This window comes from Bradyrhizobium yuanmingense, from assembly GCF_029167105.1.
Taxonomy (GTDB): domain Bacteria; phylum Pseudomonadota; class Alphaproteobacteria; order Rhizobiales; family Xanthobacteraceae; genus Bradyrhizobium; species Bradyrhizobium yuanmingense_A.
Window position 1 is genome coordinate 1 of record NZ_JARFML010000040.1, and the last position, 14,167, is coordinate 14,167.

A 14,167-nucleotide genomic window follows, 5' to 3' on the forward strand; every position below is an offset into this window, starting at 1 on the left:
GGGCAGGGGAGGGGGGTAGCCCCGGGCGAGATGCTCGTTTGAGGCGAGCCGCCTGCAACAGAGCTGTCGTCTCCAAGACGCTGGAGCCGATAGAGCACGCCGTGTGGCACCCCCCTCCCTGGCCCTCCCCCACAAGGGGGGAGGGAGCGGAGAGGCCGGTCTCCGGCCGCTTGGAAAGCTGAGGGTGCATCGGAATCACGCCGCCCCCCCGATCCGCAGCTCCCGCGATTCGATGCCGAGCGGGGCATGCGTCGCCGCGACGATCATGCCGCCGGCGGCCAGATGCTCGCGCATCAGGCCGTCGAACATGTCCTGACCGGCGACATCAAGCGCATTGGTCGGCTCGTCCAGGAGCCAGACCGGGCGGCGGACCGTCAGCAGCCGCGCCAGCGAGAGCCGGCGGCGCTGTCCGGCGGACAGGAATCCGGCGGGCAGATGGGTAGTGTGGTCGAGGCCGACCTCGGCGAGGCTCTCGGCCGCATCGAAACGCTCGCCGCCGAGAAAATCGGCCCAAAACGTCAGGTTCTCGGCCACGCTCAGCGCCGGCTTCAGGGCATCGCGATGGCCGAGATAGTGGCACTGCTCCGCCAGGGTCAGCTCACTATGACCCCCCTCCAGCGCAATCGTCCCGCCGGCCGGAACGAGCAGGCCCGCGATCAGCCGCAGCAACGAGGTCTTGCCCGATCCATTGCGGCCGACGACCGCCACGGCCTCGCCCGACCCGGCCGCGAAATCGAGCCCGGCGAACACCTCGCGCCCGCCCCGCACGCATCTCAGCCCGTGACCTGACAGCCGCATGTCGCCTTGGTTCAGTCCGCTCACAGCCAGGCCTCAGGAAATCTTGGGGTAGCGCATGGGAATTTTTGGCTCGCGAATTGCTGCGGCACGATAGTGGCTGTGGCGGCGCGGTTAGAAAGCTTCTATAAGCCCGGAACTACTTGATGCAGCAACTCAACCTGCCCCTGCAAGCGGCCCAGCCTGATACGCTGACGGTGTTAAAATACCCTGCCGGGTATAACTAACAATTGGGATCTCCTACATGACCTCGCTCGACAGCTTCAAATGCAAAAAGACCCTCAAGGTCGGCGCCAAGACCTATGTCTATTACAGCCTGCCCACCGCCGAGAAGAATGGTCTGAAGGGAATTTCGAAACTTCCCTATTCGATGAAGGTCCTGCTCGAGAATTTGCTGCGCAACGAGGACGGCCGCTCGGTCAAGAAGGAAGACATCGTCGCGGTGTCGAAATGGCTGCGCAAGAAGTCGCTGGAGCATGAGATCGCCTTCCGGCCGGCGCGGGTGCTGATGCAGGACTTCACCGGCGTGCCCGCGGTGGTCGACCTCGCCGCGATGCGCAACGCGATGCAGAAGCTCGGCGGCGAGCCTGATAAGATCAACCCCTTGGTGCCCGTCGATCTCGTCATCGACCATTCCGTGATCGTGAACTTCTTCGGCGACAACAAGGCCTTCGGCAAGAACGTCACCGAGGAATACAAGCAGAACCAGGAGCGCTACGAGTTCCTGAAGTGGGGTCAGAAGGCCTTCTCGAACTTCTCCGTCGTGCCGCCCGGCACCGGCATCTGCCACCAGGTCAATCTCGAATATCTGGCCCAGACGGTCTGGACCAAGAAGGAGAAGATGACGGTCGGCAAGAAGACCGGCACCTTCGAGGTGGCCTATCCCGATTCGCTCGTCGGCACCGATTCGCACACCACCATGGTCAATGGTCTTGCCGTGCTCGGCTGGGGCGTCGGCGGCATCGAGGCGGAAGCCTGCATGCTCGGCCAGCCGCTGTCGATGCTGCTGCCCAACGTCGTCGGCTTCAAGCTGAAGGGTGCGCTGAAGGAAGGCGTCACCGCGACCGACCTCGTGCTCACCGTGACGCAGATGCTGCGCAAGCTCGGCGTGGTCGGCAAGTTCGTCGAGTTCTTCGGCCCCGGCCTCGACCACCTCTCGGTCGCCGACAAGGCGACGATCGCCAACATGGCGCCCGAATACGGCGCGACCTGCGGCTTCTTCCCGGTCGATGCCGCCGCGCTCGATTATCTCAAGACCTCCGGCCGTGCCTCGGCCCGCGTCGCGCTGGTGCAGGCCTATGCCAAGGCGCAGGGCCTGTTCCGCACCGCCAAGTCGCCCGACCCCGTGTTCACGGAAACGCTGACCCTCGACCTCGGCGACGTCGTGCCCTCGATGGCCGGCCCGAAGCGCCCCGAAGGCCGCATCGCGCTGCCCACCGTCGCGGACGGCTTCTCGCTCGCGCTCGCCAGCGAGTACAAGAAGGCCGAGGAGCCGGCCAAGCGCTTCCCCGTCGAAGGCAAGAACTTCGACATCGGCCATGGCGACGTCGTGATCGCCGCGATCACCTCCTGCACCAACACCTCGAACCCGAGCGTCCTCATCGGCGCCGGCCTGCTCGCGCGCAATGCGGCTGCGAAGGGCCTCAAGGCCAAGCCGTGGGTGAAGACCTCGCTCGCCCCGGGCAGCCAGGTGGTCGCGGAATATCTCGCCAATTCCGGTCTGCAGCCCGATCTCGACAAGGTCGGATTCAACCTGGTCGGCTTCGGCTGCACCACCTGCATCGGCAATTCCGGTCCGCTGCCTGAGGAGATCTCGAAGGCGATCAACGACAACGGCGTCGTCGCGGCCGCCGTGCTCTCCGGCAACCGCAACTTCGAAGGCCGCGTCTCGCCGGACGTGCAGGCGAACTATCTGGCCTCGCCGCCGCTGGTCGTCGCCTACGCGCTCGCGGGCAGCGTCACCAAGAACCTCGCCACCGAGCCGCTCGGCGAGGGCAAGGACGGCAAGCCGGTGTATCTGAAGGACATCTGGCCGACGACCAAGGAGATCAATGCCTTCATGAAGAAGTTCGTGACCGCGTCGATCTTCAAGAAGAAGTATGCCGACGTGTTCAAGGGCGACACCAATTGGCGCAAGATCAAGACGGTCGAGAGCGAGACCTATCGCTGGAACATGTCTTCGACCTATGTGCAGAATCCGCCCTACTTCGAAGGCATGAAGAAGGAGCCGGAGCCGGTCACCGACATCGTCGAGGCGCGCATCCTCGCCATGTTCGGCGACAAGATCACCACCGACCACATCTCGCCGGCCGGCTCGATCAAGCTCACCTCGCCCGCCGGCAAATATCTCAGCGAACACCAGGTGCGTCCGGCCGACTTCAACCAGTACGGCACGCGTCGCGGCAACCATGAAGTGATGATGCGCGGCACCTTCGCCAACATCCGCATCAAGAACTTCATGCTGAAGGGCGCGGACGGAAACATCCCCGAGGGCGGCCTGACCAAGCACTGGCCCGACGGCGAGCAGATGTCGATCTACGACGCCGCGATGAAGTACCAGGAAGAGAAGGTGCCGCTGGTGGTGTTCGCGGGTGCCGAGTACGGCAACGGCTCCTCGCGTGACTGGGCCGCCAAGGGCACGCGCCTGCTCGGCGTGCGCGCCGTGATCTGCCAGAGCTTTGAGCGCATCCACCGCTCCAACCTGGTCGGCATGGGCGTGCTGCCGCTGACCTTCGAGGAAGGCACCTCCTGGCAGTCGCTTGGGCTGAAGGGCGACGAGCAGGTGACCATCCGTGGCCTCGTCGGCGACCTCAAGCCGCGCCAGAAGCTGACCGCGGAGATCGTCTCCGGCGACGGTTCGCTGCAACGCGTTTCGCTGCTCTGCCGCATCGATACGCTGGACGAGCTCGACTACTACCGCAACGGCGGCATCCTGCACTACGTGCTGCGCAAGCTCGCGGCGTAAACGCGGATTTGTGAATGATGGCTCACTGCGAAGTGAGTAGAAGCCTTAACGAAGGCGGCCTATCAAAGGCCGCCTTCGCGCGTCTGCGGTACGCTTCAGATGGGCCCGCCCGGCGGAAAACCTCCCTTTGGACGGTGGCCCGGATGGATGAATGTACCGCGCCCCGTAAGACTACGGTGACCATCCGGCGATAAGATTTCCCCCTGAGAGCAACGGTGTGCGGCGTTCGACATGACGACAATGACGGCTTCCCATCTGATTCCACGTTGGTCCGGCGCCCTCTGGTCGGGAGCTCTCGGCATATGTGCGATCATCGCCGTCATTCGTCCTGCCGAGGCTGAACCCCGCGCCGTCGTCGAATTGTTCACCTCGCAGGGCTGCTCCTCCTGCCCGCCCGCCGACCAGATCATCGGTGATCTCTCCAAGGACCCCTCCGTCATCGCGCTGAGCATGCCGATCGATTATTGGGACTATCTCGGCTGGAAGGACACGCTGGCGGATTCGCGCTTCTCTGCACGGCAGCGTGCCTATTCGCGCATGCGCGGCGACCGCGAGGTCTACACGCCGCAGGTCGTGGTCAACGGCTCCACCCATGTCATCGGCAGCGATCGTGCCGGCATCGAGAAAGCGATCGGCAAGACCGACAAGGGCACCGGCGTGATGAGCGTGCCGGTGACGATGTCGCTCTCGGGCAAGCAGATCAACGTGTCGGTAGCCGCAAGCAAGGAGCCCACGGTCTCGCGCGGCGAGGTCTGGATCTGCTCGATCGCGAAGTCGGTGCCGATCGCGATCACCCGCGGCGAGAACAAGGGACAGCAGGTCACCTATCACAACGTGGTGCGCAGCCTGCTCAAGGTCGGCGACTGGACCGGCCGTCCGGAGAGCTGGACGGTGCCGATCGAGAACCTCACGCGCGACGGCGTCGACGGCGCGGTGGTCTACGTCCAGGACGGCAGCCGCGAGAGACCGGGCCCGATGCTGGGTGCGGCGTACACGTCGCTGCATTGAAGCAAGCAGAACGTATCAGCGATTGATGCTCGTCATTCCGGGGCGCGCCTCTTGGCGCGAACCCGGAATCCATGGCTCAGCTTGTAAAATGGATAGATGGATTCCGGGCTCGCGCTTCGCGCGCCCCAGAATGACAGCGCGCCGGAAACATCGCGGCACAAACAAAAAAGGACCAACTTGCGTTGGCCCTCCTTGTCGTGCGTACAGACCCGATCCTGTTCGACCCCGGGGGGCTGGGGGCTGAGGAATCCGGAACCGAAAGGACCGGGTCAACGCACGTCACCCTTTTTGCAGTGCAGGGCGGCAGGCGGTTGGCGGAAAAGCGGCGATACTATGATTCCTGCTAACGATCCCGTGACGGTTTGCCGCGACGGAGTTCCACCCTTGCGTGTGCCTGATGCGGCATCGATTGGAAGGGCTGGGCCCCCCTTGCGATGCGGAACGGTTGGCGCAATCATGCAATTGTCACGAACGCGGTTCCGGGGACGGTCTGGCGGGACGCGGGTCATAGCCGTGCGATGAGGAGGCGCTTCCCATGAGTCTGACGTCGGAGGATGCCGACCCGAGCGAGCAGCGCGCGGCGGCGCGTCCTGCCGCGGCGCATCCGCAGCCGAACCGGGTGACGTTCAACCGGCTCGAGTTGCACCGGATTCTCAATCTCTACGGCCGCATGGTCGCCGACGGCGAGTGGCGCGACTATGCCATCGACTTCCTGAAGGACCGCGCCGTGTTCTCGGTCTATCGCCGCGCCTCGGAAGTGCCGATCTATCGCATCGAGAAGGACCCGCGCCTCGCGCGCAAGCAGGGCATGTACAGCGTGATCTCGGCGACCGGCCTGATCCTGCGCCGCGGCCACGAGCTCGAGCGGGTGCTGCTGGTGATCGATCGGAAACTGGCGGTGGTGTGACGACCTTCGGTCGTCATTCCGGGGCGCGACGAAGTCGAGAGCTATGGTGCGCAATTGCGCACCCGAGAATCCATCGCTCCACCGCCCGTGTCGTTCAATGGATTCCGGGTTCGATGCTGCGCATCGCCCCGGAATGACGGGTGAACTACTTCCCCGGCACCGTGCTCGCGCCCTCGCCGAGGTCGCGCTGCATCATCACGGTGTCCAGCCAGCGGCCGAATTTCAGCCCGACACTGGGATGCGTGCCGATCATCTTGAAGCCGCACCTTGTGTGCAAGCCGATCGATCCGGCATTGGCGGAATCGCCGATGACAGCGATCATCTGGCGAAAGCCACGCGCTTCGCATTCGACGATCAGCCGTTCCAGCAGCATTGAGCCGACACCACGGCGGTGGAAGGAGGGATCGAGATAGATCGAGTTCTCCACCGTGAAGCGATAGGCGGGCCGCGGCCGGTAGGCGCCGGCATAGGCATAGCCGGCCACGCGCCCGTCCAGTATGGCGACGAAATAGGGATAGCCGCCGTCGATCAGCGCGCGATAGCGGCGCGTCATTTCCGAGAGGTCGGGCGGCTCCAGCTCGAACGTCGCCGTGCCCTCGCGGACGGCCTGCTGGTAGATGGCGGTGACGGCGGGAAGGTCGGCCTCGGTGGTGGGCCTGATATCGGGTGCGGACATGGGAGGAAGGATAGAGCGTTCCCTGAGGGGCCGGAAGAGGCTGCGCTGCCTCCACACCCGTCATTGCGAGCGCACCGAAGCAATCCAGAAATGCATCTGCGGAGGGGCTCTGGATTGTGTCGTCGCATCAGCGCAAAATTGCTGCGCAATTTTGTCGCGAGCTCCTCGCAATGACGGGGAGAGGCCGTACCCTCAAACGAAAACCCCGGCCTTTCGGCCGGGGTTCGTGTCCGTTCTCTCGTCTCAGAGCTTACTCGCGCTGGCCGAGGAGCTGCAGCAGCAGCGTGAACAGGTTGATGAAGTTCAGGTACAGCGACAGTGCGCCGGTGATGGCCGAACGCTCTGCGATGTCACCGCCGGCCGAGGCATAGCCGTAGATGTAGTCGTTCTTCAGCCGCTGGGTATCCCAGGCGGTGAGGCCCGAGAACACCAGCACGCCGACCACCGACACGATGAACTGCAGCATCGAGCTGGCCAGGAACAGGTTCACCAGGCTGGCGAGAACGATGCCGATCAGGCCCATGAACAGGAACGAGCCCATGCCGGTCAGGTCACGCTTGGTGGTGTAGCCATAGAGGCTCAGCGCACCGAAGGTCGCCGCGGTGATGAAGAACACCCGGACGATCGAGGTGTGCGTGAACACCAGGAAGATCGACGACAGCGAGATGCCCATCAGCGCCGCGAACACCCAGAACAGGATCTGGGCGGTCGAGGGGGCCAGACGGTTAATGCCCGCCGAGATCGCGAACACCATCGCGAGCGGCGCCAGGATGAACAGCCACTTCAGGGGGCTGACGAACATGGCGTAGCCGAACGGCGTCAGGAACACCTTGCCGACGCGGACGGCGTCCGCCGTCGGAACGTCGGTCACGGCGGCCATGTAGACGCCGAGCGCGGCAAGGCCGGTGATGGCCAGGCCAATGGTCATGTAGTTGTAGATGCGCAGCATATAGGCGCGCAGGCCGGCATCGACCGTCGCGGCGTCAACACGCCCGGCGGCCCTGCCGAAAGGAGAAGCGTAGTTACGGTCTAGGTCCGACATGGTCGAATTCCCGTTGGTTGGTCCGGTCCGGCACGAGGGTCGCCATGCCGCCGGTTCGTCAAATTCTATCTCGGAGACCGCTGCCAGCCGACTAAATTTTGGCTCACAATCGGGGCTCCGAACCCATCCGATATGTGGGAAACTAACACATCCGCCGCAACCTTCCACGCGCGGCTGAATGTCGCCCTCGGCGTCAATCCTGACGCGAAGCCGACGGGTAGCGTGGTTAATCGCCGAAACCGGGGCGATTCCGCCCGGCACGATCCGCCGCTACATTTTGTCACAAATTTCGCAACACCGTGGCGGGCTTTTTGTTCAATGCCAGCAGCGTGCCGGCAAGCCCGAGCCCGACGGTGACGACCAGCGCGGCGGCGACCACGCCGGCGGCGCTGCCGGCCTGCCAGACGAAGGTGAGCGTCATCAGCCGCGTCACGATCAGCCAGGCCGCGATGCTGCCCGCGATCACCCCGAACACCGCGGTGGCGAGGCCGATCAGGAGGTATTCGAGGGCATAGGCGCCGAGCAGCCGCAGCCGCGTCGCGCCCAGGGTCTTGAGGATCACCGCGTCATAGACCCGGTGGCGGTGGCCGGCGGCGAGCGCCCCGCCCAGCACCAGGATCGCCGAGATCAGCGTCACGGCGCTGGCGCCGCGGATCGCCAGGGCCAGATTGGTCACCACGGAGCCGACCGTCTCCATCACCTCCCGCACGCGCACGCTCGTCACCATCGGATAGGCGTCGGCGACCTCCTTGATGATCTTGCCGTCGCCCGCCTTTCCGCCCGCTTCCGTCAGCGTCGCGATGTGGGTGTGCGGCGCGCCCTTGAAGGCGTTGGGCGAGAACACCAGGACGAAATTGATGCCGAGCCCCTGCCAGTCGATCGTGCGCAAATTGCTGATCTTGGCCGGGATGTCGCGGCCGAGCACGTTGACCACCACCTCGTCGCCGAGCTTGAGGCCGAGCCCGTCGGCAATCTTCTTCTCCATCGAGACCAGCGGCGGGCCGGAATAATCGGCGCGCCACCATTCGCCCTCGACCACCTTGGAGCCCTTCGGCAGCTCGGCGGTGTAGGTCAGGCCGCGGTCGCTCTGCAGCACCCATTCCGAATCTGTGGTCGGCTTGAGCTCCTCGGCGCGCACCCCGCGCGCGGCGACGATGCGTCCGCGCAGCATCGGCACGTCCTCGATCCTGGCGCCGGGGGCGATCTGGCGCAGATAGCCATCGAACTGCTCGGCCTGCGCGCTCGGAATGTCGATGAAGAAGAACGATGGCGCCTGGTCGGGGAGCGCCGCCAGGAACTGCCGGCGCAGATTGCCGTCGATCTGGGTGATGGTGACGAGCACGGCGAGCCCGAGTCCCAGCGACAGCACGACGGACGGCGTCAGCGCGCCCGGCCGGTGGATGTTGGCGATCGCAAGCCGCAGCATCGGCAGCCGCGTCCGTGGCAGCCGTCGTGCCATCGTCATCAGCAGGGCGGCGATGCCGCGCAGCAAGGCGAACACGACTATTGAGGAGGCAACGAACACCGCGGCGATGCGCCTGTCGAACGACAGGCCGATCACGACCGCGATGAGGAGTGCGATCACGACGGCCATGAACACGAGATAGCTCGCGCGCGGCCGGTGCCATTCGGAGCTGATGGTGTCGCGGAACAGCGCGGCCACCGGCACGTCGTGCACGCGCGCGAGCGGCCACAGGCCGAAGGCGAGCGCGGTGAGGAGGCCGTAGAGGAAGGACAGCGCGAGCTCGTCGGTGTGCACGGCCGGCACCACTGGCAGCGGCAACAGCTTGCCGAACAGGCCAACGATCGCAAACGGCATCGCGGCGCCGAGCGCCAGGCCGATCATGGACCCGATCGCGGCCAGCAGGACCACTTGCGCCAGGTAGATGCCGAACACGTCCCGGCCGGTGGCGCCGACGGCCTTGAAGGCAGCGATCACCTCGACCTTGCGGTCGATGTGACTCTTGACGGCATTGGCGACGCCGACGCCGCCGACCAGCAGCGCGGCAAGCCCGACCAGCGTCAGGAACTGCGTGAAGCGGTTGATGTTGCGCTCGAGCTGCGGCGAGGCATTGGAGCGGCTGCGGATCTCCCAGCCGGCCTGCGGCGCGGCGCTGCGCGCATCCGCGATGAAGGCTTCGGTGGCGCGCTCGTTGTTCGCGGCCTCCGGCAGCTTGACCCGGTAGACCCAGCGCACCAGGCTGCCGGGCTGGATCAGGCCGGTGGCGCGCAAGGCCGCCTCGCTGATCAGAAAGCGCGGCCCGAAGCCGATGCCGCCGGCCAGCTTGTCGGGCTCGGCCTCGACGGTGGAGCGGATCTGGAACGTTGCGGACCCGATCGTGACGCGATCGCCGGTCTTGAGAGAGAGCCGCGCCAGCAGCGTCGGATCGGCGGCGGCGCCGAACGCGCCGTCACGCATCGCGAGCAGATCGGCCATCGGCAGCTTTGGTGCCAGCGTCAGCTGTCCCAGCATCGGATAGGTGTTGTCGACCGCCTTCATCTCGACCAGCGCCAGCTTGCCGTCAGCCGAACGCGCCATGCCGCGCAAGGTCGCGGCGGCCGACAGTGTGCCGCGCGAACGCAGGAACGCGACCTCTTCCGGCTTGGCCTCGCGCTGGAACAGCACGAAGGAGACGTCGCCGCCGAGCAGCGTGCGGCCCTCGCGTGCGAGACCGTCGCTCAGGCTCGCGGACACCGAGCCGACGCCGGCAATCGCCATCACGCCGAGCGCGATGCAGGCGATGAAGACATAGAAGCCGCGCAGGCCGCCGCGCAATTCGCGCAAGGCGTAGCGCAGCGACAGCGCGACGGCGTTCGGCTTCGCGAACGATTCGGCCACGGCGCTCATGCGGGCGCAGACTGCGTGTCGATGCGCCCGGAGCGCAGGCGGATGACGCGGTCGCAGCGATGCGCGAGCGAGGAATCGTGCGTCACCAGCACCAAGGTCATGCCGCGCTCGGCATGCTTGCTGAACAGCAGATCGACGATCTGCTTTCCGGTTGCTTCGTCGAGATTGCCGGTCGGCTCGTCGGCGACCAGGATCGCGGGATCGGGTGCCAGCGCGCGGGCAAGCGCGACGCGCTGCTGCTCGCCGCCGGAGAGCTGGGTCGGATAATGATGCAGGCGGTCACCGAGCCCGACCGACTGCAGCTCCTCTGCCGCGCGCTTGGCGGCATCGGGGTTGCCGGCGAGCTCGAGCGGCACTGCGACGTTCTCCAGCGCGGTCATGGTCGGGATCAGGTGGAAGGACTGGAAGACGATGCCGACCTGGCGTCCGCGGAAGCGCGCCAGCGCGTCCTCGTCGAGGGCATTGAAAGGCGTGCCATTCACCACCACCTCTCCGCTATCAGGATGCTCCAGCCCCGCCATCACCATCAGCAGCGTGGATTTGCCCGAGCCTGACGGGCCAATCAGGCCGATCGTTTCGCTCCGGCCGACCCGCAGGCTGATATCCTTGAGGATGTGAACGCGTGCCGCGCCCGTGCCCAATGAGAGGTTGACGTTGGAGATGGCGATGGTGTCCGCGGTAGCGGCGAGCGAAGAGGGGTCGATGCGAGTGTCCATGGTCCGGTCATATGGCAAGTCCGCACGCGGGGTCGAGAGGCGTTACGGATTGTTCATGCACATAGCCGTGTTGATGCTCGCCGTCATGACGATGGCGAACCCCGCTTGGGCGGGTGCGACAAAACCGGTCAAGCTCGTCGTCCTCGGCGATTCCCTGAGCGCGGGCCTTGGCCTTCCGGCCCAGGAGGCGTTCCCCCAGAAGCTTCAAAAAGCCTTGCGGGCCAAAGGCATAGAGGTCGACATGACCAATGCCGGGGTGTCCGGCGACACCACCTCGGGCGGCCGCGACCGGCTCGACTGGTCGGTGCCCGATGGAACTGACGGTGTCATCGTCGAGCTCGGCGCCAATGACGCGCTGCGCGGCATCGATCCCGACGTGGCGCGCGCCGCGCTGACCGACATCGTCCAGCGGCTCAAGGCGCGAAAGATTGCGGTCATGCTCTGCGGCATGCTGGCGCCGCCGAATTACGGCGCCGAATACGCCGCGCGCTTCAATTCGATTTATCCGGATCTGGCGAAGACATTCGACGTGCCGCTCTATCCGTTCTTCCTCGAAGGCGTCGCGGCCGATGCCAAGCTCAACCAGCCCGACGGCATTCATCCGACCGCTGAAGGCGTCGACATCATCGTCAGCAGGGTCATGCCCATGGTGGAGGCATTCGTTGGCACGATCGCTGAGCAACGGCGTTGAAAACCAGGCAACGCTAACCCTAATTCCCAGGGTTTTACCGGGGTGAGGCGCGGTGTGCTTCGCAGAGTCACACAACTGCGATAGGAATCAGGGTACCGGTGATTCGTCGCCGGCTCTAATTTGGATATGATCCTGCTCGGGGATCGTACCCAAGCATCGGGAGTGCGAAACGATGCCGCGTTTGTTCACGGGTCTGGAAATTCCGGCCGAGATCGGCCAGTCGCTTTCCAACTTGAGGGGTGGCCTCCCCGGCGCCCGCTGGATCGATCCCGAAAATTATCACGTCACCCTGCGCTTCATCGGCGACATCGACGGCGCTTCCGCCAACGAGATCGCCTCGATGCTGTTTCGCGTCGACCGCAAGCCGTTCGAGGTGAAGGTGCAGGGGCTCACCAGCTTCGGCGGCCGCAAGCCGCGCGCAGTGGTCGCCACGATTGCGCCGAGCAAGCCGCTGATGGAATTGCAGGCCGAGCTCGAGCGCATGATGCAGCGGATCGGCCTCGACCCGGAGGGACGCAAGTTCATTCCGCACGTCACGCTGGCGAGGCTGCACGACGCCTCCGACCGCGACGTCGCCGACTATCTCTCGCTGCGCGGCTATTTCCCGAGCAAGGCGTTCATGGCCGAACGCTTCGTGCTGTTCTCCTCGCGCGCATCGACGGGCGGCGGCCCGTATGTGGTCGAGGACGCCTACGAGCTGTGTGAGTGAGCTTCGCGCACAAGATGTTAGGCCATATGGTGCGGTAGACGCGTCGCGTCAGGATCTGAATGGCAATCCATCATTGTCGTAGGCAACAATTCGTCCGCGGTCTGGTCTGCTACCACCGGCAGCTCACTCCAGCGTCGGCGGATCGCGGCCATGTCGTCTATGCGAGCAGTTTTGCCGTCGGGATTGTTGACCCGACTAAGCCGCTCCTCGAGAGCTCGCTTGGTGGCGATCGCAACGGTCTCGCCAGTGAGTTGCGCCAGCTTCCACGCGAGATGCTCAGTCTCGAAGTCCTCAATTTTAAGAGCCATGTCGGTCACCTCGGACCAGTCGCTTAACCCTCTGATATTTCAGTCATACGCCCGCACTCAGCCGGCTTAGGGTAAGCGCATACGCCCGTTGCGCCAATACGCAGTTGCAATTTCCCTCCGTCTCTGGCGGTAAAGGGCCATGCTCTCCACCCCAAATCCCTCATTCCGCGAGGCCTATCAGGCCGAGATCGCGTCCGGCGCGATCGAGCCCGATGCCGCGCAGGCCGAGGTCGCCGAGGCCTATGCGGCGCTGGACCAGCGGCTGGCCACTTACAAGCCGCAACGCAAGCAGGGTCTCCTCAGCCGCCTGTTCGGCGGTGGTGACAGGGACGATGTGCCGCGCGGGCTCTACATCCATGGCGAGGTCGGCCGCGGCAAGACCATGCTGATGGATCTGTTCTTCCAGCACTCCGATGTCGAGCATAAGCGCCGCGCGCATTTCCACGAATTCATGGCCGACGTGCATGAGCGCATCTACGACTACCGCCAGAGCATCGCGCGCGGCGAGATCGCCGACGCCGACGTCATCGCGCTGACCGCGAATGCGATCTTCGAGGAGAGCTGGCTGCTCTGCTTCGACGAATTCCACGTCACCGACATCGCCGACGCGATGATCCTGGGGCGCCTGTTCGCCAAATTGTTCGAGCTCGGCACCGTCGTGGTCGCGACCTCCAACGTCGCGCCCGACGATCTCTACAAGGGCGGTCTCAACCGCTCGTTGTTCCTGCCCTTCATCAAACAGATCACCGACCATATGGATGTCGCGCGGCTCGATGCGCGCACCGACTTCCGCCTGGAGAAGCTGCAGGGCGTGCCGATGTGGCTGACGCCGGCCGATGGCGATGCGGACGCCGCGCTTGACCGCGCCTGGAAGCGGATGACAGGCGGCGCCAAATGCCGCTCGCGCGACATTTCGATCAAGGGCCGCATTCTGCACGTGCCGTGCTCGGCCCATGGCGTGGCGCGGTTCTCCTTCGCCGACCTCTGCGAGCAGCCGCTCGGTGCATCCGACTACCTCAGGCTGGCGCACGACTATCACACCATCCTGGTCGACCATATTCCAGTGATGGACCTCTCCCAGCGTAACGCGGCCAAGCGTTTCATCACCCTGATCGATACGCTTTACGACAACGCCGTGAAGCTGATGGCCTCGGCCGACGCCAACCCGATCTCGCTCTACCTCGCGACCGATGGCACCGAGGCCATGGAGTTCAAGCGGACCGCCTCGCGCCTGATCGAAATGAGCTCGGAATCCTATCTGGCGCTGCCTCACGGCCGCAAGGATTCCACCGCCAGCGGCTCGACCAAGGGCTTGGTGGAGACTTAAGTCCTAGTCTCTGCCCGTCATTCCGGGGCGCGCGGAGCGCGAGCCCGGAATCCATACTCCGGACTCGCGACTTTCGTCGCGCCCCGGAATGACAGGGCTGTGTGCCCGAGGCCGCGCCAAGCCCGACAATTGGGCATTGGGCGACTTGAACGGGGGAGGCGAAAGGGATAACCAC

General features: G+C 65.0%; 12 protein-coding genes. 6 read left to right on the plus strand and 6 right to left on the minus strand.

The window, feature by feature from the left end:
* Positions 1–195: 195 nt before the first annotated feature.
* On the minus strand, positions 196–798 hold the full coding sequence (gene ccmA, locus P0R31_RS34245) for a heme ABC exporter ATP-binding protein CcmA (RefSeq protein ID WP_275519182.1): 603 nt from the start codon (positions 796–798) through the stop codon (positions 196–198).
* A gap of 241 nt (positions 799–1,039) precedes the next feature.
* On the opposite strand from ccmA, the gene acnA reads away from it, so the two are divergent.
* From acnA to P0R31_RS34260, 3 genes are all read left to right on the plus strand, one after another.
* Positions 1,040–3,760, plus strand: coding sequence for an aconitate hydratase AcnA (gene acnA / locus P0R31_RS34250; RefSeq protein ID WP_275519130.1), 2,721 nt, complete (start codon positions 1,040–1,042; stop codon positions 3,758–3,760).
* Positions 3,761–3,991: 231 nt separating this feature from the next.
* Positions 3,992–4,768: a DUF1223 domain-containing protein gene (locus tag P0R31_RS34255; RefSeq protein WP_275519131.1), complete on the plus strand. Its 777-nt coding sequence runs from the start codon at positions 3,992–3,994 to the stop codon at positions 4,766–4,768.
* Between the two features lie 535 nt (positions 4,769–5,303).
* Positions 5,304–5,675, plus strand: a complete 372-nt coding sequence (locus P0R31_RS34260; RefSeq protein WP_275519132.1) for a DUF2794 domain-containing protein — start codon at positions 5,304–5,306, stop codon at positions 5,673–5,675.
* 145 nt (positions 5,676–5,820) lie between these two features.
* Here P0R31_RS34260 and P0R31_RS34265 read toward each other — a convergent pair whose 3' ends face one another.
* The 4 genes from P0R31_RS34265 to P0R31_RS34280 form a co-directional block, all read right to left on the minus strand.
* Positions 5,821–6,351, minus strand: coding sequence for a GNAT family N-acetyltransferase (locus tag P0R31_RS34265; protein ID WP_275519133.1), 531 nt, complete (start codon positions 6,349–6,351; stop codon positions 5,821–5,823).
* A gap of 250 nt (positions 6,352–6,601) precedes the next feature.
* The gene (locus P0R31_RS34270; RefSeq protein WP_275519134.1) at positions 6,602–7,393 is read right to left on the minus strand and encodes a Bax inhibitor-1/YccA family protein; all 792 of its coding nucleotides are present in this window, start codon (positions 7,391–7,393) and stop codon (positions 6,602–6,604) included.
* Between the two features lie 280 nt (positions 7,394–7,673).
* A complete protein-coding gene (locus tag P0R31_RS34275) occupies positions 7,674–10,241 on the minus strand; it encodes an ABC transporter permease (RefSeq protein ID WP_275519135.1) in 2,568 nt (855 codons plus the stop codon).
* On the minus strand, positions 10,238–10,957 hold the full coding sequence (locus P0R31_RS34280) for an ABC transporter ATP-binding protein (RefSeq protein WP_275519136.1): 720 nt from the start codon (positions 10,955–10,957) through the stop codon (positions 10,238–10,240). Before P0R31_RS34280 ends, P0R31_RS34275 begins: the two co-directional genes overlap by 4 nt.
* Positions 10,958–11,012: 55 nt before the next feature.
* Between P0R31_RS34280 and P0R31_RS34285 the strand changes: the two genes are divergently transcribed.
* Both P0R31_RS34285 and thpR read left to right on the plus strand, forming a co-directional pair.
* Positions 11,013–11,648: an arylesterase gene (locus P0R31_RS34285; RefSeq protein WP_275519137.1), complete on the plus strand. Its 636-nt coding sequence runs from the start codon at positions 11,013–11,015 to the stop codon at positions 11,646–11,648.
* Between the two features lie 172 nt (positions 11,649–11,820).
* Positions 11,821–12,357, plus strand: coding sequence for an RNA 2',3'-cyclic phosphodiesterase (gene thpR, locus P0R31_RS34290; RefSeq protein ID WP_027572985.1), 537 nt, complete (start codon positions 11,821–11,823; stop codon positions 12,355–12,357).
* A 17-nt stretch (positions 12,358–12,374) separates the two neighbouring features.
* Here the strand turns inward: thpR and P0R31_RS34295 are convergent, their stop codons facing one another.
* Complete coding sequence (locus P0R31_RS34295) at positions 12,375–12,665, minus strand: type II toxin-antitoxin system VapB family antitoxin (RefSeq protein ID WP_343299358.1); 291 nt, start codon at positions 12,663–12,665, stop codon at positions 12,375–12,377.
* A gap of 139 nt (positions 12,666–12,804) precedes the next feature.
* On the opposite strand from P0R31_RS34295, the gene zapE reads away from it, so the two are divergent.
* Complete coding sequence (zapE, locus tag P0R31_RS34300; RefSeq protein ID WP_275519138.1) at positions 12,805–13,992, plus strand: cell division protein ZapE; 1,188 nt, start codon at positions 12,805–12,807, stop codon at positions 13,990–13,992.
* The last annotated feature ends 175 nt before the right edge of the window (positions 13,993–14,167 follow it).